The 20134-nt window shown below is 63.4% G+C and carries 21 protein-coding genes and 1 other RNA gene; 15 read left to right on the forward strand and 7 right to left on the reverse strand.

Going from position 1 to position 20134, the window contains the following annotated elements:
* Positions 1-39: 39 nt before the first annotated feature.
* Positions 40-603, reverse strand: a complete 564-nt coding sequence (locus tag BHQ40_RS00860; protein WP_070151409.1) for a helix-turn-helix domain-containing protein — start codon at positions 601-603, stop codon at positions 40-42.
* Between the two features lie 91 nt (positions 604-694).
* Between BHQ40_RS00860 and BHQ40_RS00865 the strand changes: the two genes are divergently transcribed.
* Entirely contained in the window at positions 695-1162 is a 468-nt protein-coding gene (locus BHQ40_RS00865; protein ID WP_070151411.1) for a DUF6456 domain-containing protein, read from the forward strand.
* Positions 1163-1328: 166 nt separating this feature from the next.
* On the opposite strand, the gene BHQ40_RS00870 is transcribed toward BHQ40_RS00865, so the two are convergent.
* Positions 1329-3110 (reverse strand): ABC-F family ATP-binding cassette domain-containing protein, encoded by a 1782-nt coding sequence (locus BHQ40_RS00870; protein ID WP_070151172.1) that lies wholly within the window; start codon positions 3108-3110, stop codon positions 1329-1331.
* Between the two features lie 180 nt (positions 3111-3290).
* Here BHQ40_RS00870 and BHQ40_RS00875 point away from each other — a divergent pair, with 180 nt between their 5' ends.
* The 4 genes from BHQ40_RS00875 (at position 3291) to BHQ40_RS00890 (ending at position 6681) form a co-directional block, all read left to right on the forward strand.
* Complete coding sequence (locus tag BHQ40_RS00875) at positions 3291-4031, forward strand: SIMPL domain-containing protein (protein ID WP_070151413.1); 741 nt, start codon at positions 3291-3293, stop codon at positions 4029-4031.
* A 172-nt stretch (positions 4032-4203) separates the two neighbouring features.
* Positions 4204-4527 (forward strand): hypothetical protein, encoded by a 324-nt coding sequence (locus BHQ40_RS00880; protein WP_083276599.1) that lies wholly within the window; start codon positions 4204-4206, stop codon positions 4525-4527.
* A 36-nt stretch (positions 4528-4563) separates the two neighbouring features.
* On the forward strand, positions 4564-5229 hold the full coding sequence (locus BHQ40_RS00885) for a response regulator transcription factor (protein WP_070151174.1): 666 nt from the start codon (positions 4564-4566) through the stop codon (positions 5227-5229).
* Between the two features lie 147 nt (positions 5230-5376).
* Positions 5377-6681, forward strand: coding sequence for a sensor histidine kinase (locus BHQ40_RS00890; protein ID WP_070151417.1), 1305 nt, complete (start codon positions 5377-5379; stop codon positions 6679-6681).
* A 1097-nt stretch (positions 6682-7778) separates the two neighbouring features.
* Here BHQ40_RS00890 and BHQ40_RS00900 read toward each other — a convergent pair.
* Complete coding sequence (locus tag BHQ40_RS00900) at positions 7779-8057, reverse strand: chorismate mutase (RefSeq protein ID WP_070151178.1); 279 nt, start codon at positions 8055-8057, stop codon at positions 7779-7781.
* 100 nt (positions 8058-8157) lie between these two features.
* Between BHQ40_RS00900 and BHQ40_RS00905 the strand changes: the two genes are divergently transcribed.
* From BHQ40_RS00905 to BHQ40_RS00925, 5 genes are read left to right on the forward strand one after another with little or no spacing between them, the layout of a single operon-like run.
* A complete protein-coding gene (locus BHQ40_RS00905; RefSeq protein WP_070151419.1) occupies positions 8158-9171 on the forward strand; it encodes a polyprenyl synthetase family protein in 1014 nt (337 codons plus the stop codon).
* A gap of 27 nt (positions 9172-9198) precedes the next feature.
* Entirely contained in the window at positions 9199-10017 is an 819-nt protein-coding gene (locus BHQ40_RS00910) for an isocitrate lyase/PEP mutase family protein (RefSeq protein WP_070151180.1), read from the forward strand.
* Positions 10018-10068: 51 nt separating this feature from the next.
* Complete coding sequence (locus tag BHQ40_RS00915; RefSeq protein ID WP_070151182.1) at positions 10069-10476, forward strand: VOC family protein; 408 nt, start codon at positions 10069-10071, stop codon at positions 10474-10476.
* Between the two features lie 6 nt (positions 10477-10482).
* On the forward strand, positions 10483-12939 hold the full coding sequence (gene hrpB, locus BHQ40_RS00920) for an ATP-dependent helicase HrpB (RefSeq protein ID WP_070151185.1): 2457 nt from the start codon (positions 10483-10485) through the stop codon (positions 12937-12939).
* Positions 12940-12991: 52 nt separating this feature from the next.
* Entirely contained in the window at positions 12992-13270 is a 279-nt protein-coding gene (locus BHQ40_RS00925) for an ETC complex I subunit (protein ID WP_070151421.1), read from the forward strand.
* Between the two features lie 123 nt (positions 13271-13393).
* Here BHQ40_RS00925 and BHQ40_RS00930 read toward each other — a convergent pair whose 3' ends face one another.
* Genes BHQ40_RS00930 through BHQ40_RS00945 form a run of 4 tightly spaced genes read right to left on the reverse strand, consistent with a single transcriptional unit; the run spans position 13394 to position 15981 of the window.
* On the reverse strand, positions 13394-13936 hold the full coding sequence (locus tag BHQ40_RS00930; RefSeq protein WP_070151187.1) for an NUDIX hydrolase: 543 nt from the start codon (positions 13934-13936) through the stop codon (positions 13394-13396).
* A complete protein-coding gene (locus BHQ40_RS00935; RefSeq protein WP_070151189.1) occupies positions 13933-14616 on the reverse strand; it encodes a TPM domain-containing protein in 684 nt (227 codons plus the stop codon). The genes BHQ40_RS00930 and BHQ40_RS00935 overlap by 4 nt, the downstream gene beginning before the upstream one ends.
* Entirely contained in the window at positions 14616-15410 is a 795-nt protein-coding gene (locus tag BHQ40_RS00940) for a TPM domain-containing protein (RefSeq protein ID WP_083276600.1), read from the reverse strand. Before BHQ40_RS00940 ends, BHQ40_RS00935 begins: the two co-directional genes overlap by 1 nt.
* Before the next feature lie 10 nt (positions 15411-15420).
* Complete coding sequence (locus BHQ40_RS00945) at positions 15421-15981, reverse strand: LemA family protein (RefSeq protein WP_253183215.1); 561 nt, start codon at positions 15979-15981, stop codon at positions 15421-15423.
* Positions 15982-16175: 194 nt separating this feature from the next.
* Between BHQ40_RS00945 and mscL the strand changes: the two genes are divergently transcribed.
* From mscL to BHQ40_RS00970, 5 genes are all read left to right on the forward strand, one after another.
* On the forward strand, positions 16176-16604 hold the full coding sequence (gene mscL / locus BHQ40_RS00950; protein ID WP_070151193.1) for a large conductance mechanosensitive channel protein MscL: 429 nt from the start codon (positions 16176-16178) through the stop codon (positions 16602-16604).
* A gap of 171 nt (positions 16605-16775) precedes the next feature.
* Positions 16776-17033, forward strand: a complete 258-nt coding sequence (locus tag BHQ40_RS00955) for a hypothetical protein (RefSeq protein ID WP_435593898.1) — start codon at positions 16776-16778, stop codon at positions 17031-17033.
* 143 nt (positions 17034-17176) lie between these two features.
* Positions 17177-17520, forward strand: a transfer-messenger RNA (tmRNA) gene (gene ssrA, locus BHQ40_RS00960).
* Between the two features lie 318 nt (positions 17521-17838).
* Positions 17839-18222: a hypothetical protein gene (locus BHQ40_RS00965; RefSeq protein WP_070151194.1), complete on the forward strand. Its 384-nt coding sequence runs from the start codon at positions 17839-17841 to the stop codon at positions 18220-18222.
* Between the two features lie 262 nt (positions 18223-18484).
* A complete protein-coding gene (locus tag BHQ40_RS00970) occupies positions 18485-20077 on the forward strand; it encodes a beta-helix domain-containing protein (protein ID WP_070151197.1) in 1593 nt (530 codons plus the stop codon).
* Positions 20078-20134 lie beyond the last annotated feature (57 nt).

The raw sequence follows: 20134 nt of genomic DNA on the forward strand, positions 1-20134 counted from the left end.
GCAACAAGCCGTGCCCATGCGTCCTGTCATGGCGATTTTCTACAACCGGCGGACCAGCCGGGACACCACCGCAGCCCATGGCGGATCGTTCACCACCTGCTGGCGCGAACCTGCTTCGAGCGGCAGAAGCTGCAGCTTGTCGCCCTCCCGCCCGATCAGCCGGCCGAACAGGAACCGGCCGCCGGGGCGGGGCACCAGCATGTCGCGATTGAGCGCAGAGCCATAGCTGTCCGGCGCAAGCTTCTCGCACCACAATTCGTCGCCCGCCCGATATTCGCCCAGCGACGTCGCCAACCGGACGCCCACCATATCGGGCGCGGGGAGCGGCGGCGCCATCATCAGCGGCTGGGTAGGGGCCTTTGCGCCCTCCTGACCCAATAATGCCGCCACGGGCAGCGATTCCTGACCGGGCATGTCCACCAGATCGGCGGCGGTCACTTCAAGTGCGGCGGCGATGCGGTTCAGCCAGTTGACCGAAACGGTGCGGGTGCCGGTCTCCAGCCGTCCGATGGTCTGCGCGGTGGTGGGGGGATCGCATCGTTCGGCGACCTGCTCAAGCGTCAGCCCCTTGGCTTTGCGCATGTCACGGATACGTGTGATCATGATGATCTCCATAACCCATATGGTTTTTATTCTTTCCTACATTTTGCCGGGCGTGGCAAGCGATCTGCGGCGGATGGAAAGGATGGATGATATGACCCAATCGGCGCAGCATGTGGAACGCAGCGTGCAGGATCAGCAGGGGCAACCGCAACATGTTCGGGTCAATCTGGGTGAATCTCCGCTCTCCTGGCTCCATGCGCGCGGCAGGCTGAGCGATCGGCAGTTCCTGGCAGGGGAAGCGATACGGCTGGACTGGGAAAAGGCCGGGCTGGGGTCAAAGATAACGATGCGGTGGGATGCGGCTCCGCTATCAAAAGCGCGCCGTGGCGCCCCATCGGCGGCGGATCCAACATTGTCGCAAATGTCAGCGCGTAACCGGTTCGATGGCGCGATCGCGATGGCCGGGCCGAGGCTTGCCGATGTGCTGTGGCGTGTCGCCTGCGCCGGCGAAGGGTTGGCGGCGGCCGAAAAGGCGCTGGGCTGGCCGGCCCGCGCAGGCAAGCTTGTGCTCACGCTCGCGCTGGACAGGGTGGCGGAATTTTACCGGATACCGGATTAGCTTCCAGACCGAACAGGGTTTGCCATGTTCAGAGGGGGTGTGCTCCTGCGAAAGCAGGAGCCCAGTTCGGAGCTTGCAACTGGGTTCCTGCCTTCGCAGGAACACGCTACATTATCGGCGCGTCTAGGCAGGTCGAAAACGAGCGACCCATTTATACGTCGTCCCTCTATCCCGCCATGCCCTCCGCCTTCTCGGCCAGTTCCAGCCAGCGCTCCTCCGCAGCGTCCTTCTCTGCGCGGGCCTGCTCTATCGCCGTGGTGAGCGCGGCGAACCGGCCGGGATTTTTCGTGTAGAGTTCGGGATCGGACAGCGCCGTCTCATCCTTCGCGATGCGCGCTTCGATCTCCTCTATCTGCCGGGGCAGCATTTCCAGGTCGCGCTGGTCCTTATAGCTCAGCTTCGTGCGAGTTCTTACGGGCGCAACGGGTTCGGCCTCCGCCTTCTTGGCGGCCTTGGGTGCATTCCGCTGCCGCCGCTGCTTCACCCAGTCCTCATAACCGCCGACGACGATGTCGACATCGCCCGATCCGTCCAGGCCCAGCGTCACCGTCACCGTCCGGTCCAGGAAATCGCGGTCGTGGCTGACGATCAGGACAGTGCCGTCATAGTCGGAAATCACCTCCTGTAGCAGGTCGAGCGTCTCCAGGTCGAGATCGTTGGTCGGCTCGTCCAGCACCAGCAGGTTGGACTCGCGCGCAAATTCCCGCGCGAACAGCAGCCGCGACCGCTCGCCGCCTGATAGCGTCCCGATCCGCGCCTCCGCCAAAGACGGATCGAACAGAAATTCCTTCAGATAACCGTGCACATGCTTGCGTACGCCGCGCACGTCGATCCAGTCGCCGCCCTCGGCCAGCACTTCGCGCACCCGCTTTTCCGGGGCCATCAGGCTGCGCTGCTGGTCGATGAAGATCATGTCCAGCGTCTTGGACAGGGTGACAGTTCCGCTGTCCGGCTCCAGCTCGCCGGTCAGCAGCTTCAGCAAAGTCGTCTTGCCCGCGCCATTGCCGCCGACCAGGCCGATCCGGTCGCCGCGCCGCACCCGCAGGCTGAAGTCGCGAATGACTGTGCGGTCTCCGAAACTCTTGCCCGCATGCTCGGCGGTGATGACGCTCTTGGTTTTCGATCCGTCGCTCGCCACCGCGATCTTCGCCGTGCCCTGCGGCCCGACCATCGCCGCCCGTTCGGCCCGCATCTCATACAGCTTCGACAATCGCCCCTGGTTGCGCTTGCGCCGGGCGGTGACGCCGCGCTCCAGCCAGTGCGCCTCGATCTTCAGCTTCGCGTCCAGCTTCTCCGCCGCGCGCGCTTCTTCGGCATAGACGGCCTCCATCCACGCCTCGAACCCGCCAAAGCCGATCTCGTTGCGGCGGATGCTGCCCCGGTCCAGCCACAGCGTCTGTTTCGTCAGCCGCGTCAGGAACGTCCGGTCATGGCTGATGACGACGAATGCGCCGGTGTAGCGGTTGAGCCAGCTCTCCAGCCAGTCGATCGCCGCAATGTCCAGATGGTTGGTCGGCTCGTCGAGCAGCAGCAGGTCCGGTTCACTCGCCAGCGCCCGGCAGATCGCCGCCCGCCGTCGCTCACCGCCGCTCGCCGTCGCCGCCTCGCGCGACAGGTCGATGCCGAGCTGGTCGGCGATCGCCTCAATCTCGTGCAGCGGCGGCGCGTTGTCGCCGGACAGGGTGAAGTCGCGCAGCGTTGCGAAGGGGCGGACGTCCGGGTCCTGTTCCAGCGTGATGATGCGCGCGCCCGGCTGGACCGACCGCGTGCCCTCATCCGCCTCTATGCTGCCCGCGAGCAGTTTCAACAGCGTCGTCTTGCCCGCGCCGTTGCGCCCGATCAGCGCCAGCCGGTCGCGCTGGCCGATGAAGATGTCCAGTCCCCTGAACAGCCACTGGCTGCCTTGATTAAGGCCGAGATTTTCGAAAGAGAGAATGGGTGCCGCCATGCCGGAGCAGCTAGGCGTTTGGCCGGTGCGGGGCAAGTACCACCCTCGCATTCCCCTTCGCTTTCGCAATGCTGCAAGGACGGGTCAGCCGCCATTCAGCCGTCATGACGCTATGGCAATGAAACTTCCACGGCCGGTCGAGGGTTCGGGCGGCTGGAAGCCTGTAAGGAGTCGATGAACATGAAACTGGCCGCATTCGCCCTTTGCACCGCGGCGCTGGGCGCCGCCATTCCGGTCGCCGCGATGGCGCAGACCAGCGTCAACATCGCTGATCAGGGACCGGTCGTGACGCTGAACGTCACGGAAAGCGTGGAGGCCGCGCCCGATGTCGTCAATGTCGGCACCGGCGTAGAGACCCGCGCCCCGACCGCGAAGCAGGCGATGGCGGATAATGCGCAGCAAATGACCGCGCTGATTGCCGCCCTGTCGAAAGCCGGGATTGCGAAGAAGGACATCCAGACCAGCGGCGTGCGCCTGAACGCGCAGTTCGACTACAGCCCGCGCAACCCGGACGGGACGCAGGCCCCGCCGAAATTCATCGGTTATGAGGCGTCGAACCAGCTTTCGGTCACGCTGCGCGATGTGAAGAAGGTCGGCGACCTGCTCGACCGCATGGTGGAGGCGGGCGCGACGACGATCAGCGGGCCGAACTTCGCCATTGACGATCCTGCGCCGTTGCTGGTGCAGGCGCGCGGGGCGGCGCTCAAATCCGCCAGGGCGCAGGCCGATTTCTACGCGCAGGCGGCAGGGTATCGCGCGGCGCGGCTGCTCACCATTTCGGAAAGCAACAGTGGCGGCAATCCGCCGATGCCGATGATGGTGCGCAGCTTCAAGGCGGACGCCGCCGCCTCGACGCCGATCGAGCCGGGCCAGGTCTCGGCATCTGTGACGCTGACGGTGCAATACGCGCTGGAGAAGTAGGTCCATAAACCGCGTCACCCCTGCGGAGGCAGGGGTCCCGCTATCTTTGCCAAGCCGGAGAAAAGCGGGATCCCCGCCTTTGCGGGGATGACGGGGTTGGGATTAGGTCGGCTAAACTCACCACCCAACCCGCGCAATGCTCCATTCACCACCTGTTCAATGCCGCGCGGCTATGCCATTCACCATGTCCATGCCCGGAAAACTCCTGATTGGCGGTTTCTTCGCCGGCCTTTTCCTGACTGCGGTGTCGCCGCAGGCGGATGCGCTCGGCCGCCGCGATGAGCAGGATGAAGCGCGCCGCGCGATGCTGGATGGGCAGATCATGCCCTTTTCCATCCTCAAGCGCAGGGCGGACGCCGCCATGGGCGACGCCACCTATCTGGGACCGGAATTCTTGCCAAATAACCGCTACCGCCTCAAATATGTGAAGGACGGCCAGGTTGTCTGGATTGATGTGGACGGACGCACGGGCGATATCATAGGCCGGGCGCGCTGACGCGGAACCGGTGAAAATTGAAGGAAAAGGGGCCATATGCGGCTGCTGATCGTTGAGGATGAGCCCAGTCTGGGCCAGCAATTGAAATCCACGCTGATGGGGGCGGGCTATGCCGTCGACCTGGCGACGGACGGAGAGGATGGCCATTTCCTCGGCTCGACGGAAAATTACGACGCCATCGTCCTGGACCTTGGCCTGCCGGAAATTGACGGCCTGACCGTGCTGGATCGCTGGCGCAAGGAGGGCAAGACCTTCCCCGTGCTCGTCCTGACGGCGCGCGATAGCTGGTCGGACAAGGTGGCGGGGCTTGATGCGGGCGCCGACGATTATCTCGCCAAGCCGTTCCAGAGCGAGGAACTGATCGCCCGTCTGCGCGCCCTCATCCGCCGCGCTTCCGGCAATGCGTCGAGCGAGCTGATCGCGGGTGACGTGCGCCTCGACACCCGGTCGGGCAAGGTCACGCTGAACGGCGAACCGGTAAAGCTGACCGCGCAGGAATATAAGCTCCTGTCCTACCTGCTCCACCACAAGGGCAAGGTGGTCAGCCGCACCGAGTTGATCGAACATATTTACGATCAGGATTTCGATCGCGATTCCAACACGATCGAAGTGTTCGTCACGCGCATCCGCAAGAAGCTGGGGCCGGACGTGATCACCACGATCCGCGGCCTCGGCTACAGCCTGGAAGAACCGGCGCATTAGTCGCCCACCTTTCCCCGTTCGTCCCGAGCGAAGTCGAGGGACGGGGACTAGGCGCAGCGTGTCTCGACTTCGCTCGACACGAACGGCTTGATGAACGATTCCGTCGAAAATCCCCCCGTCAAATCCACCGGCTCGCTCAGCCGGCGGATGATCGGCATCGCCGCGCTGTGGATCAGCGTGCTGCTGATCGGCGGCGGCGTGGCGCTGGACCGGGTGCTGGCGGATGCGATCACCCGCAATTTCGACGACGGCATGAATTATGTGCTGACGGCGATGATCGCTTCGGCCGAAATCGGGCCGGACGGCGAAGTGCTGTTCAACCGCGCCCCTGCCGACCAGCGTTTTCTGGAACCGAACAGCGGCCTTTATTATCAGATCAGCGCGCCGGGGCATGAGGACTGGCGCTCCCGCTCCCTCTGGGACCGGGCGTTGAAGGTCAATGCCGACCATATCGACCGGGATTTCCACGCCTATAACAGCAAGCAGTTTCCGGGCGAGGACCTGCGCGTCATGGAGCGGACGATCATCCTCCCGGGGTCGCAGTCCCGCTGGACCTTCATGGTTGCGCAGGCGCGCTCCAGCCTGGACGATCAGATCGCGGCGCTGCGCTCCACCCTGTTCGAAAGCTTCGCACTGCTCGCGCTCGGCCTCATCTTTCTCGCCGGGGTTCAGACCGTCTACGGCCTCCTACCGCTGCGCAAGGTGCGCAAGGAAATCGTGCGTATGCGCGGTGGTCAGCAAAGCCGCGTGACCGAACCGATGCCCGCCGAGGTGCTGCCGATGGTCGAGGAACTGAACGCGCTGCTCGCCCATAATGAGCGGCAGGCGGAGGAGGCGCGGACCCATGCGGGCAACCTCGCCCATGCGCTGAAAACGCCGCTGACCGTCATCATGAACGCCGCCACCGCGCAGTCGCCCGACTTGGGCGACACCGTGATCCGAGAGGCGACGACGATGCGGCGTCAGGTCGATCATCATCTCGCCCGCGCCCGCGCGGTGGGCCGCCGCGGCGCCGCGCAGAGCCGGGCAGAGGTCTGGCCCAGCCTGCAGGCGGTGGAGCGCGCCGTCGGGCGGCTCTATCCCGAAGCCCGCATCGACATGGATGGCGACAAGGAGGCAAGCGTGCGCGTGGAGCGGCAGGACCTGGACGAACTGCTCGGCAACCTCATCGAAAATGCCGCAAAATATGGCGGCGGCAGCGTGTTCGCCACCGTCACACCCGCCGACGATATGGTCGAGATACTGATAGAAGATGACGGCGCAGGCATCCCCGCCGCCGACCGCGTCCGCATCTTTGACCGCGGCGCGCGGCTGGATTCGGGCAAGCCCGGCACTGGCCTCGGCCTCGCCATCGTGCGCGACGTGGCGGAAATCTATGGCGGTTCGGTCACGCTGGAGGAAAGCGAGGATCTGGGCGGGTTGATGGTGCGGCTTAGGTTGCCTGCGGGGTGAGGGGCGCCATTCGGGGGCGTGCGCGGGCGAGAAGCGGCATTCTCATCATCGTCATCCCAGCGCAGGCTGGGATCTCAGGCCCAGTGGCGCATCATCTCTTGAGATGGCGAAGCGAGTCTCATGCCTCGCATCGCCCTGCGCTGGCATGACGAGGAGGGTAGAAAGCTGACACCATCATGTTAAGTGTTTGTCGCCCCAGTCGGAGACGGAAGCGTGATCGTTATCATGATGCTGGCCAGTATCGGTCGCTGTGCATCCCCGGCGCTATGCCCTACTGATGCGGAGTTAATAACTGCCGTGCGTGGTCGCGACAACGCAGCGGTACGGGCCGTCTCGGACCAAGCATATCAAGACGATCCTAGCAGCGTATACCTCGTGCATTCCGAGCGCATAAGGCGTATTTCCGACGTAACCTGTGGCGATAAGCTGCCCAATGAGCAAGACACCAAACTGACGACGATCAACTGCAAGTTCACCGTGCGATATTGGAGCCGGAATGCTTATCAAGTCGCTCGATTGATCTTTCGGGACGGCAGTTGGGAAATCGCTGATGCTCTCATCGTGACACGGGATCGGCGCTAGATTTGATGTCCGCTCTTGGCCGCACCAAGCCGTTCGCCCTGAGCTTGTCGAAGGGCTGCACTTCCCCCGTTCAAGAAGAACAGGGCTTCGACGAGCTCAGCCCGAACGGAAGATAGTGTCGCAATACAACCCCGCCCTTGCGCGGCGGGCCTTGCCATTCCCCTGTCCTACATCCCGGCGTTCATGCTTCACTGCCGCGCATGAAGCCGCACGCCGGACCTGCCCTGCATTCCCCTGCGCCGATGATCGGGGGGCGCTCGGGATACGACCCGGCTACGACGCAGGCGCGACGCGCATGAGACGTACATGCGACCTACATGAGACGCATATGCGACGTACCTGCGACGTAGATGCGAAGCACATGGGACTCACCTGCGACGTAGATGAGACGCACATGAGACGTGGATGCGACGCAAGTGAGACCAACATGCGACTTTCGGGCAAAACCGCGTCACAACCCGCAACTTCCGCAACTTAGCCCCCGAACAGCGTCGCCGCCGCCCCACTGGCCGGGATTACCCCTCCCGCATCCTCTCATGATGCCGGATCACCTCGTCGATGATGAAGCGCAGGAATTTCTCGGTGAAGTCCGGGTCCAGTTTCGCGTCCAGCGCCAGTTGCCGCAGGCGGGCGATCTGCCGTTCCTCGCGGCCCGGATCGGCGGGGGGCAGGGCGTGGGTCGCCTTATATTGGCCCACCGCCTGCGTGACCTTGAATCGCTCCGCGAGCATGAAAACCAGCGCCGCGTCGATATTGTCGATGCTTTCGCGGTAGCGTTGCAGCGTCTCGTCCAAGGCCGTCTCCGTCGTTTCGCCCGGCTTTTTGCCGGATATGGCCGCGCAGGCAAGCTATTCCGCTTGCCTAATGCATTTTGCATCGCCACATCGCGTCGATATGACCGCTACGATCCATCGCCTTGGCCGCGATCAGGCCCCTTCGCTCGAACCCATGATGGCGCTGGTCGCGGAGGATATGAACAGCGTCAACGCCGTCATCCTGGACAGGATGCAGTCGCGCATTCCGCTGATTCCCGAACTGGCCGGTCACCTGATCGCGGGCGGCGGCAAGCGGATGCGGCCCATGCTGACGCTCGCCAGCGCCCGGCTGCTCGACTATTCCGGCACCCGTCATCACAAGCTGTCCGCTGCCGTGGAGTTCATCCACACCGCGACCCTGCTGCATGACGATGTCGTCGATGGATCGGGCCTGCGCCGCGGCCGCAAGACGGCGAACATCATCTGGGGCAACAGCGCCAGCGTGCTGGTCGGCGATTTCCTGTTCAGCCGCTCGTTCGAGCTGATGGTTGAGGACGGCTCTCTCAAGGTATTGAAAATCCTCTCCAATGCCTCGGCCGTGATTGCGGAGGGAGAGGTCAACCAGCTCACCGCCCAGCGCCGCATCGACACGGATGAGGAGCAATATCTGGAGATTATCGGCGCCAAGACCGCCGCGCTTTTTGCCGCCGCCTGCCGCATCGCCGCCGTGGTGGCGGAGCGCGACGAGAAGCAAGAGCAGGCGCTCGACGCTTATGGCCGCAACCTCGGCATCGCCTTCCAGCTTGTCGATGACGCCCTTGATTATGAATCGGACGGCGCGACCATGGGCAAGGATGCGGGCGACGACTTCCGCGACGGCAAGGTGACGTTGCCCGTCATCCTGGCCTACGCGCGCGGCAACACGGATGACCGCGCATTCTGGAAAGCTGCGATCTCAGGACATCGCATATCCGACGAGGATCTCGCCCACGCCACCGGCCTGCTGCGCAGCACGGGCGCTATCGCCGATACGCTGGCCCGCGCCCGCCACTATGGCCAGCGCGCCATCGATGCGCTCGGCATGTTCGGCAACGGCAAGGCGAAGGCGGCGCTGATCGAGGCGGTTGAGTTCGCGATCGCGCGGGCCTATTAACGCCACCGCCTGTTTGGGAGAGGACATATGCGCCAGGCCGAAGCCTATGAACGCTTCAGGGCGCTTCACGACCGGCCTGGTCTTTTCGTCATGCCCAACGCCTGGGATGGCGCTTCTGCGGCGCTTATGGCGCATGAAGGGTTCGAAGCGCTGGGCAGTTCTTCGCTTGCTATCGCCTTTGCTCTTGGCCGCCGCGATGGCCGTCACGCCATAGATCGCGACATGGCGATCGCGAACGCAACCCTGCTTGGCGATGTCAGTGGCCTTCCGGTCAATGGCGATCTGGAGGATGGCTTTGGCCCAGATCCGGAAGATTGCGCGGCTACCGTGGAGGCCGCTATCGCAGGAGGATTGGCTGGTCTTGGCATAGAGGATACGACCGCCGACCCCGATCATCCAATTCATGATTTCGACATTGCCGTGGCGCGTGTCCGCCGGGCGGCGGAGGCAGCGCGGGGCCGTATCCTGCTCACCGGGCGAACGGACAATTATCTGCAGGGGCGTCCGGATCTCGACGATACCATACGCCGTCTGGTGGCTTTTGCGGAGGCGGGCGCCGATGTGCTTTATGCGCCCGGTGTTCCCGACATGGCCTCGATCAGCGCTATTGTCCGCGCCGTGGCGCCAATGCCGGTAAACATCGTCGTGGGGCCTGGCGCTACGCTCGCCGAGCTGGAAGCGGCAGGGGTGAAGCGGGTCAGCCTGGGCGGCGCGCTCTATCGCCGGGCCATGGCGTCACTGGTCGATGCCGCCGCCCTATTGCGTAACGGCGACATTGCCGGGGCGGCGCGGGGCATTCCCTCTGCGCAGATCGATGCGCTCTTGCCCCCTGAGCGTCCGGCTTGAGGCATTGGCGTTCGACCCCGTCGGGTCTATGAACCGGCTGAAGGAGAGGTCATGCACGTCAAATCGCTGGATCACGTCAATATCCGTACCACACGTTATGACGAAGCGGTCGCATTCTACCGTGACTCCATAGGTTTGCAGATCACGCCTCCGCCAACCGCAAAGGACATCAGCAACAGCGCCTGGGTCCACGACGCTAGTGGCCGTCCGATCATTCATCTGGTGCGTGCGGGGCAGGTGGTCAGTGCGCTTGGATCAATGGAGGTGGACGATGACGCGGCAGTTGGCACAGGCCCGTTGCATCATGTCGCGCTGGACTGCGCGGACTATGAGAATTTCCGTAACCACCTTGAGGCGTCGGGCCGGGAACTGCGCTTCAACGATATCCCGCAGGCAGGGCTTCGCCAGATATTCGTGCGCGATCCCAATGGCCTGCTGGTCGAGCTGAACTTCCGTTAGGATGCCATGCCGCTTCCGATAGAGGCCGTTCTTCCCGATATCCGCGCTGCGCTGCGCGCCGGGTCGAACGCCGTGCTCGTCGCGCCGCCGGGCGCGGGCAAGACCACTGCGGTTGCCCCGGCATTGCTGGACGAGCCGTGGTGTACGGGGCAAATCCTGCTGCTCTCGCCCCGCCGCCTTGCCGCCCGCGCCGCCGCAGAGCGCATCGCCGAGCAGATGAGCGAACAGGCCGGGGGTCTGGTCGGCTATGCTACCCGTATGGACAGCCGCCAGTCGGCCCGCACCCGCATCCTTGTCCTGACCGAAGGCATTTTCCGTAACCGGATACAGGATGATCCCGAACTGTCCGGGGTATCGGCGGTGCTGTTCGACGAAGTGCATGAGCGCAGCCTGGACAGCGATTTCGGCCTTGCGCTGGCCCTTGACGCACAAGGCGCTCTCCGTCCCGACCTGCGCCTTGTCGCCATGTCGGCGACGCTGGACGGCGCGCGCTTTTCCACATTGATGGACGGCGCGCCGGTCGTGGAGAGTGAAGGCCGCATCTTCCCGCTCGACCTGCGCCATATCGGCCGGGCGGGGGAAAAGCGGATAGAGGATGACATGGCCGCCGCCATCCGCCGCGCTCTGGCCGAAGAAGGGGAGGGTGATCTGCTCGCCTTCCTGCCCGGCGTGGCGGAGATCGAACGGACGGCCGAGCGTCTGGACACGCTGCCCGGCACTGTAGTCATCCACCGTCTGCACGGATCGCTCGACCCTGCAGACCAGCGCGCCGCGATCCGCCGCGCCGCGCCGGGCGCGCGCAAGGTGATATTGGCGACCAGCATTGCCGAAACCAGCCTGACCATCGATGGCGTCCGCATCGTCATCGACAGCGGTCTCGCCCGCCGTCCCCGCTATGATCGCGCAGCAGGCGTCACCCGGCTTGTCACGGAGAAGGCCAGTCAGGCGGCCGCTACGCAGCGCGCGGGGCGCGCGGCGCGGCAGGGGCCGGGCGTCGCCTACCGCCTGTGGGAAGCGGCGGCGACCAGCGGCATGCCGCCCTATGATCCGCCTGAGATATTGGAGCGCGACTTATCCGCCCTGCTCCTCGATTGCGCAGGATGGGGCGTGGCCGATCCGGCAAGCCTGAGATGGCTGGATGCGCCGCCAGTCGCCGCCGTCGATGAGGCGCGCAGGCGGCTGCAAACGCTAGACGCGCTCGATTCGGATGGCCGCATTACCGCGCATGGGCGGGCGCTGGCGGCTTTGCCCGTTGAACCCCGCATCGGCCATATGCTGGTGCGGGCAGGGGAGATGGGCCTTGGCAAAATGGCGGCGGAGGTCGCGGTATTGCTAGGCGAACGTGGCCTTGGCGGCAGCGATACCGACCTGACGGCGCGGCTCCAGCGCTGGCGGCGGGAGAGCGGCAAGCGGGCCGAGGCGGGCAGGCGCCTTGCCCGGCGCTGGGAAGCCTTGGTCGTTCAGCCCAACGCGGATGCCGCATGGACATCGAACGGCGTAGGCATGGCGCTCGCGCTGGCCTTTCCCGACCGGGTGGCGAAACGCCGTTCCGCCGATGGGGCCGACTGGATCAGCATTGGCGGCCGGGGCTTCCGTCTCGATCCGCTAAATCCTCTCGCCCGTGAGGCGTGGCTTGCGGTTGGCGAGGTGCAGGGCAGCGCCGCCGGCGCACGCATCATCTCGGCCGCGCCATTGGATCAGGCGGCCGTCGAAAGGCTTTTTGCCGGCCGTATGGAGGAGAAGCGCATCGTCCGCTTCCGCCCGGAAACACTTGGCGTGGAAGCGGTGCGGGAGCGGCGTCTGGGCGCGATCCGGCTGTCCTCCGGGTCTGACGACAGGCCCGATCCGCAGGCTGTTTCGGACGCGCTGCTGTCCGGTGTCCGAACCGGTGGCCTCGACTTGCTCCCCTGGTCGGAAGCGGCCCAGTCGCTGCGCATGCGCGCCGCCTTTGCAGGGATAGCTGCCCTGTCCGATGCGGGCTTGTCGGAAACGCTGGAGGAATGGCTCCCGCCCTTGCTTGCGGGTATCCGCCGCTTATCGGATATCGACCGCTCGGCCCTGTCGAACATGTTGGAGGGCGTGATCGGCTGGGATGGCAAGCAGCAACTTGATCGTCTGGCGCCCGTCAGTTTCACATCGCCGGCCGGGAGCAGCCACGCCATCGACTATGCGGCGGAGGGCGGGCCGCGCGTCGAGCTGCGCCCGCAGCAGCTTTTCGGGCTGACCGAGCATCCCTGCGTCGGCAGCGCGCGCATCCCCCTTGTCCTCAGCCTGACCTCGCCCGCCGGACGGCCGATCCAGACGACGCGGGACCTCCCCGGCTTCTGGGCCGGGAACTGGGCGTCGGTGGCGAAGGAGATGCGGGGGCGCTATCCACGTCACCCCTGGCCTGACGATCCGGCAGGCGCGGCGGCGACGATGCGGACCAAGAATGCCGACGCCCGTCTTTCCGGCAAGGCTTGACGGGACTCGGCGATTTGATGCAACGCAGCGAAAGACGAACCGGAGAATGATCGTGGCCGCCCGTATCTATCAGATTCAGAAGAACGCGATGCAATCGGGTAAGGCGCTGACCCACAAATGGGTGCTGGAATATGTGCCTGCCGAGGCGAAGAAGCCTGATCCGCTGACCGGTTGGGCCGGGTCCGGCGACACGAAACAGCAGTTGCGCCTCACCTTTCCCAGCGCCGATGCGGCCAAGGCTTATGCTGAGAAGGAAGGCATTGCCTACACTGTCACGGCGGCCGCACCCAAGACGCTGAAGATTCAGGCCTACGCCGACAATTTCCGCTAAAGATTAAGCCGGGCATCAAGCTAAAATCCGTTCGTTTCGAGCGTAGTCGAGAAACGGATGCGCGAGGCTTCTCGACTACCCTCGAAGCGAACGGGCGTGGAATATGGTTATGGGATGTAATTCCTAACCCACCATCCCCACGCCAAGCATCAGCAGCATCTTGACGTCGATCGCATATCCTTCGTCGCGCTTTTGCGACAGGAAGGCGGGCAGGGCGTCCAGTGAAACGCGATGAACGCGAATATCCTCGTCGTCCACGCCGCCGCCATCTCCGATTTTGGTCAGCCCTGAAGCCCTGAACAGGGTGAAGCTTTCTGACACCATCCCAGGCGAGCTGTAATATTCGCCCAGATTTTCCATCGCCTGTGCACTGTACCCGGTCTCCTCCTCCAACTCGCGCAGGGCCGCGACGGATGCATCCTCATCCTCGCCATGATCGCCGACGAGACCTGCGGGCAATTCGATGCAGCGCTTGCCCAGCGGCACGCGGAACTGGTCGACCAATATGACATGGCGGCCATCCGCGGTTTCCTCGATGGCCAGGATGACGGCGGCCCTGATGCCCCGGCTGCGTCCCACATATTCCCACCGTCCGCGCTGCTTGGCGGCGATGAACTTGCCCTGCCACTTCACTTCTTCAGGCAGGGTCATTTCAGCTTCGCTCATAATTCTATCAACCTGTCCGGCAATTCGTTGCGATCGTCCGCGCTGCGCGGAAAATGTTCGGCCAGGACTGCGCCGACGCTCGCCACCGCCTGCGCCAGTCCGTGTCCCGCCCGGTCGGCGCGCACCTGTTCGATCAGGGCGGCCATGATGTCGCCCCAGGTTTCGGGCGCAACCCTGGATGTGATCGCTGCGTCCGCCACAATCTCCGCCCGGTGCTCGTCGAGCGAAAGGTAGATAAGGACCCCGGTGCTGCCACGCGTACGGCCCTCCGCCGCTGCCCGGAAAAGGGTGATCGCCCGCCGCCTGACGCGCCGCGCCTTGGTGGATTTCGGCGTCAACGCCATCCGCAGCGGCATCCACGCCAGCAGGTAGCGCACGAAAAGGAACTTCAGGATCAGCGCGCAGAGCAGCGCCGTCAGGAACATGCGGTCGGTCAGCTCATGCTCCCATCCACCCATGATGGCCAGGATCAGTTCCCGGTAAAAGCCAGGGAAGGCGGCGTAGACCGACATGGCGAGAAAGACCGTCCCGATCGCCCAGTGCAACCCGGCGTCATGATAGGAATCCGACCTGCGCGCCACGATCGTCACGATCTCGCCGTCGGTCGAAAGCTCCGCCTGCGCCACGGCGGCCGTCACCAGATCATGATCCGCTTCGGACAGGGAGGGGAGGGCGCTCATCACCAGCCCCCCGATGCGCCGCCGCCGCCGAAGCTGCCGCCGCCGCCCGAAAAGCCGCCGCCGCTGCCGCCGCCCCAACTGCTTCCACCGCTGCCCCAGCCGGAGCCGCCGCCTCCGCCGATCGTCGGTCCCCAGATGATCACCGGCCCCGATCCGCCGCGATAGCGCCGCCCGCCGCGCCGTCCGAAGATCATCGGCAGAATGATGAACAGCGCGATGGCGATCCAGAAAATGACCATCACCGAATTGCCGTCATCCCCGCGTTTCCGTTCCGCTGCTTCGGCCTGTTTGGCGAAGGCATCCGCCTCATCGGGGGGCAGGGTCAGTATCTTGCCGATCTGGTCCGCGCCTGCATCTATCCCGCCGGGAAAATCGCCTGCCTTGAAACGCGGCGTAATGTCGTTGCGGATGATACGGGAGGACACGGCGTCGGTCAGCACGCCTTCCACGCCATAACCAACCTCTATCCGCACCTTGCGGTCGTTCGGCGCGACGATCAGCAGCGCGCCGTCATTTCTCTCCTTGTCGCCAATGCCCCAGGCCCGGCCGAGGCGGTAGCCATAATCGGATATGTCATAGCCCTGCAGATCGGGAATGGTCGCCACGACCAGTTGCCGCCCGCTCTGCGCCGACAATGCCGCCAGTTTCGCGGTCAGCGCCTGCTCCTGCGCGGGGTTCAGCAGGCCGGCCTCATCGACCACCTGCCCCGACAGCTTGGGAAAAGTCTGCGCGGCGGCCAGCGGCGCCCACAGGAGCGCCGCTAACGCCAGCAATGCGCGCAGATAGGGTGTCACGGCTTTGGCCTCAGGCGCCGAAGTCGACCTTTGGCGCGTCCTCAGCTTTCGGGCTTTTCGCCTGATAGGGCGTCATGGGCTTAGCCCCGTGGATCAACTTTGCGCCGATGGCATCGGGAAAGGTCCGGATGCGCGTATTATAAGCGCGAACCGCATCATTATAGTCGCGGATCGCGTAGGCAATCCGATTTTCGGTGCCTTCAAGCTGCGATTGTAGGTCACGGAAATTCTCGTTGGATTTAGTTTGGGGATTAGCCTCGACCGTTGCGATCAGCCGACCCAACGACTGATTCAAAGTCGTTTGCGCCTGTTGAAATTGCTGAACTTTTGAAGGGTCTGACAAGTCGTCAGTGTTGATTTGAATCGACGTAGCTTTCGAGCGCGCTTCCGCGACGCGGACAAATGTGTCTTGCTCTTGTTTGGCAGCGGCTTTCACCGTTGCCACCAAATTGTCGATAAGATTGTAACGCCGCTGATATTGCGCCTGAACATCCGCCCACTTCGCCTTGGCCTCCTCCTCTGCGGTAGGGACGCTGTTGATGCCGCATGCGCTAAGCGAAAGCGCAGCCATCGCCGCCAATATCGCAGGTGCAAAGCGCCGGAAAAAACTGCCGGAGCGGTGGGCTTGGGTCATGGTCGAACATCCTCCCATTTGGCGCGGTGACGCCGTGCGTGACGCATTGAATAGGGATTGGCCGACCTTCCCGCAACTGGACATCGCGTGGTTAACATTCCAAGATACCGGCTCAACAGGAGGAGCCGGTCATGGGAATCGTGTCGGAATTCAAGACTTTCATCGCGCGCGGCAATGTTATCGACCTGGCTGTCGGCGTCATCATCGGCGGCGCTTTCGGAACGATCACCAAGTCTTTGACGGACGACATCATCATGCCGGTCGTTGCTGCGATCTTCGGCGGCGTGGACTTTTCCAGCCACTTTATCCGGCTCGGTGAAATTCCCGCCACGTTCAAGGGCGATCCCTCAAGCTATGCCGATCTGAAGGCTGCGGGCGTGGCGATGCTGGGGTGGGGCGAATTTCTCACCGTCTTTGTCAACTTCGTCATCCTGGCCTTCATCATCTTCCTGATGATCAAGGCGATCAACAAGATGATGCCGCCCGAAGCGCCCGCAGCCGAAGCCACGCCGGAGGATGTTCTGCTGCTCCGCGAAATCCGGGATTCGCTTAAGAAATAGGTAAGGGTTGCGATGAGCCGAGCGGAAATGGGGAACCATCCGCCTTCCTGCCGGTTGATGGGCGTCAAGCGGCGACTGGGATTTACCCCTGCGCCGCTTGTGTGCAGATCGTCAGCCCACCGGGGCGTAACAGGAGAATGAGCCGTGAAGATCGCCATCAAGACCACCGCAATGATGCTTGGTCTTTCAAGCCTCGCAGTGCTCGCCGCATGCGATTCCAAGCAGGAAACCGCTGTCGAGAACGCCTATGATAATCAGGCGGCCATCATCGACAACCAGGCCGACAATGTGGAGGATATGGCGGACAACATGACCGGCAACGCCGCCGTCGCGGCGGAGAATGCCGCCGACGCTCTGGAGGATAAGGCTGACGCTGTGCGCGCGGCTGGCGAGAAAGCTGGCGATGCTGTCGAAAACAAAATGAAATAAGCCCCCGCGCCCGTCATGGGCGCCAGGCTTCATGGAAAGGCCCCGCCATTGCCAATGGCGGGGCCTTTTCATTTGCCTGTATCGTCTACTAGCGCTGATATGGGGTGGCTTGGACTACGCCCGGACAGCTTTCCTTGCGCCGGTCACTTTTCATTCATGCGCAATGGCCTATATAGGAAGGTGCCGGAGCAATCCGGCTATGGTGATAAAGTATGCCGTGTAATAGACGCAGCGGACGCGGGGGCAGTACCCGCCGGCTCCACCAAAAGCCCTGAGCGATCAGGGTCTCTGACGGGGCCGAACCAGGATCGACGTGTGTTCAAAGACGGTGTTTTTGCCCGGCCCGAGTAAGCCGTGAAACTGTTCAAAACCTACAAGTGCCAACGATAACGAGGCTCTTGCTCTAGCTGCGTAATTGAGGGGCTCACGCCCTGACATTACACAAATAGAACGCGGTTGGACCCACCGGGCAACAGAAGGGATTCCAGCGGTACGGGGAGCACCGGGCAACAGAAGCTCCCCACTTCCTCTCAATCATGGTCTTTTATGCGATGTTTTTCCGCTATTTGGCGGGGAGGCGCGTCTTTCGTGCGCGCATTGCGGTCATATTACGACCATCGAATCAGATGCTTGTATGACCTGTTATTTGTGTTACAGTTTGATGACACAAACCCGAATATCTCCTAAGGATCTGAAAAACAACAAAACTTAGTTTTGTTACACTGGTCCTCTCCATCTTGTCGTCATGTCATTAAAGTGAAATACTTCTCGCTATAGTAAGAAGTTTTTTTCGTTGGAGGGTGACATGGTTCGCGCTGTTTCTGCATCTCTGGGTATCCTGCTTGTCGCAGGGGTTTTCGCAACTCCCGCGCTGGCGGGCGGGCCGAGTGAGGTAGGGTATCGCCAGGGCGCGCTGGGCGTGTCCGCCATCAGCGCCGCTGACTATCGCACTGCCGAGGCGCAGCTCAATCGGATGGATGGTGTTGCGGCAGGTGATCCCCTGCGGCTGATCAATCTCGGCAATGTATATGCTGGCACCGGCCGGATGTTCGACGCCGAAAAGGCCTATGTCGCAGCGCTCAACGCAGAGTCTGTGGATGTTCTGACGGCGGACGGTGCGGAAACCAACACGCACGCTGTGGCGCGCAAGGCGTTGGGCCGGGTGCGTGCGGTGGTCGCCGCGCGCTAAACCGCTTTTGTAATGTAAGGAGAGGGCGGCTTTTTGCCGCCCTTTTTCGTGTCTTTCTCGATGCCTATCCGTCTGTGTCACACGTTCGTCATCAATGACATAAAACAGTAATTTTTCTGTCATTCCAAAGACGCACAAACACAATCTGATTGTCATGCCCCGCCTCTAGTGGCCCGTCCCAGGGGAAACGGGGGGCAGCGACGATTCGCCTCTCTTGCTCCGATCACTGTTCACAACCCGGCGTTGCCGGAGCGGAGAAGATATGGCTAAGATTTCGCGCATTTCCAAGATGTTGCTCGCAAGCTGCGGCTGTGCGGCGCTCGCCGCATGCGGCGCTGACGACGTGGCATCGCCAGGGGAAGGCACTGTCGTCATTCCCGCACCCACGCCGACCCCCACCCCGACCCCGACCCCCACGCCGACCCCTGGCGCGGCAGTGACTCCTGCTTCGGCCTGCCCGACCATCGCCGGTCCTGACCAGCTCACCAACCTCAGCACGATCACAGACGGCACCAACACCTGGCTCAACTGCCAGCTCCCGGCGCGCTTCACGGCGTCGACCGCGCTGGCCAAGGTTGCAGGCGTTGTCTATTCGCTCGGCGGCCGCGTTGATGTCGGCACGGACCAGGGCGCTGCAAGCACCAGCAGCGTCGTGACCCTGACCATCGATCCCGGCGTCGTGATCTTCGGCGGCACGGGCGCTTCCTATCTTGCCGTCAACCGCGGCAACAAGATCAATGCCGTCGGCACCGCATCGCAGCCGATCATCTTCACCAGCCGCGACAATGTCCGCGGTCAGAACAATGATCAGTCCTCCGGTCAGTGGGGCGGCGTCGTGCTGCTCGGCCGCGCCCGCATCACTGACTGTCTCGCGCCTGCGGCTGCGCCCGGCACCACGGCGTGCGAACGCGATACCGAGGGCACCAGCAACGCCCTGTACGGCGGCGCCAACGACGCGGACGACAGCGGCCGCATGAGCTATGTGCAGATCCGCTATTCCGGCTTCGTGCTTGCCAACAATTCGGAGCTTCAGGGCCTGACCCCCAGCGGCGTCGGCACCGGCACCCGGCTCGACCATATCCAGATCCACAACAGCTCGGACGACGGCATCGAAATCTTCGGCGGCAGCGCCCACCTGAAATATCTGGTCCTGACCGGCAATGAAGACGATCAGCTCGACAGCGACGTCGGCTATCGCGGCACCGCCCAATATGTGATCTCGGTTCAGCGCGCCAATAACAACATCGGCGACACCTTCACCGAAACCGACTCGAACGGTTCGACCGTGAACACCAACGCCGGTGAAGACGCACTGCCTCGCCAGTATCTGAAGGTGGCCAACTTCACGCATATCCAGCGGTCGACCACCGGTGCCGACCTTGCCAGCATGATGATCCGCGGCGGCGCCGACCTGACGATGGTCAACGGCATCGTGGTCAGCCCCAACTATCCCTGCATCAACCTCGCCAGCACCGCCACGAGCCGCGCTGCCGACGGCGCGCTGCAGGATGCAGGCCCGCCCAGCTATCGCTCGGTCGTGATGCAGTGCTCCAGCACGCCGTTCCTCGGAACCCGCGGCGTCACCAATGCTGAAGTGCAGGCCATCTTCGCCGCCGGCGCGAACAGCAGCTTCGCCTACACGCCGTCGCTGACCAGCCTGTTCATCAATGGCGCAACCGAAACCGCCGTAGTCGCGACCGATCCGAAGACGATCGACACGAACTTCGACACCACCAACTATGTTGGTGCGGTGAAGGATGCGACGGACACCTGGTATGCCGGCTGGACCTGCAACTCGGCCACCGCGACCTTCGGGACCAGCAACGGCAACTGCACGGCCATCCCGACCACCTGAACTCTTGTTTGACAGGGCGGGGCGCGCGGCAACGACCGGCGCTCCGCCCCCATTTTT

Source organism: Sphingobium phenoxybenzoativorans (assembly GCF_001757355.1).
Lineage (GTDB): Bacteria > Pseudomonadota > Alphaproteobacteria > Sphingomonadales > Sphingomonadaceae > Sphingobium > Sphingobium phenoxybenzoativorans.

Excerpts from the sequence above, each read along its gene's own strand:
- BHQ40_RS00970 (WP_070151197.1), top strand. The coding sequence starts at position 18,485 with ATGGCTAAGATTTCGCGCATTTCCAAGATGTTGCTCGCAAGCTGCGGC.
- BHQ40_RS00905 (WP_070151419.1), top strand. The coding sequence starts at position 8,158 with ATGACCGCTACGATCCATCGCCTTGGCCGCGATCAGGCCCCTTCGCTC.
- BHQ40_RS00865 (WP_070151411.1), top strand. The coding sequence starts at position 695 with ATGACCCAATCGGCGCAGCATGTGGAACGCAGCGTGCAGGATCAGCAG.
- BHQ40_RS00860 (WP_070151409.1), bottom strand. The coding sequence starts at position 603 with ATGATCACACGTATCCGTGACATGCGCAAAGCCAAGGGGCTGACGCTT.
- mscL (WP_070151193.1), top strand. The coding sequence starts at position 16,176 with ATGGGAATCGTGTCGGAATTCAAGACTTTCATCGCGCGCGGCAATGTT.
- BHQ40_RS00870 (WP_070151172.1), bottom strand. The coding sequence starts at position 3,110 with ATGGCGGCACCCATTCTCTCTTTCGAAAATCTCGGCCTTAATCAAGGC.
- BHQ40_RS00945 (WP_253183215.1), bottom strand. The coding sequence starts at position 15,981 with ATGGCTGCGCTTTCGCTTAGCGCATGCGGCATCAACAGCGTCCCTACC.
- BHQ40_RS00885 (WP_070151174.1), top strand. The coding sequence starts at position 4,564 with ATGCGGCTGCTGATCGTTGAGGATGAGCCCAGTCTGGGCCAGCAATTG.
- BHQ40_RS00935 (WP_070151189.1), bottom strand. The coding sequence starts at position 14,616 with ATGAGCGCCCTCCCCTCCCTGTCCGAAGCGGATCATGATCTGGTGACG.
- BHQ40_RS00910 (WP_070151180.1), top strand. The coding sequence starts at position 9,199 with ATGCGCCAGGCCGAAGCCTATGAACGCTTCAGGGCGCTTCACGACCGG.
- hrpB (WP_070151185.1), top strand. The coding sequence starts at position 10,483 with ATGCCGCTTCCGATAGAGGCCGTTCTTCCCGATATCCGCGCTGCGCTG.
- BHQ40_RS00955 (WP_435593898.1), top strand. The coding sequence starts at position 16,776 with ATGATGCTTGGTCTTTCAAGCCTCGCAGTGCTCGCCGCATGCGATTCC.
- BHQ40_RS00875 (WP_070151413.1), top strand. The coding sequence starts at position 3,291 with ATGAAACTGGCCGCATTCGCCCTTTGCACCGCGGCGCTGGGCGCCGCC.
- BHQ40_RS00880 (WP_083276599.1), top strand. The coding sequence starts at position 4,204 with ATGCCATTCACCATGTCCATGCCCGGAAAACTCCTGATTGGCGGTTTC.
- BHQ40_RS00890 (WP_070151417.1), top strand. The coding sequence starts at position 5,377 with ATGATCGGCATCGCCGCGCTGTGGATCAGCGTGCTGCTGATCGGCGGC.
- BHQ40_RS00930 (WP_070151187.1), bottom strand. The coding sequence starts at position 13,936 with ATGAGCGAAGCTGAAATGACCCTGCCTGAAGAAGTGAAGTGGCAGGGC.
- BHQ40_RS00915 (WP_070151182.1), top strand. The coding sequence starts at position 10,069 with ATGCACGTCAAATCGCTGGATCACGTCAATATCCGTACCACACGTTAT.
- BHQ40_RS00965 (WP_070151194.1), top strand. The coding sequence starts at position 17,839 with ATGGTTCGCGCTGTTTCTGCATCTCTGGGTATCCTGCTTGTCGCAGGG.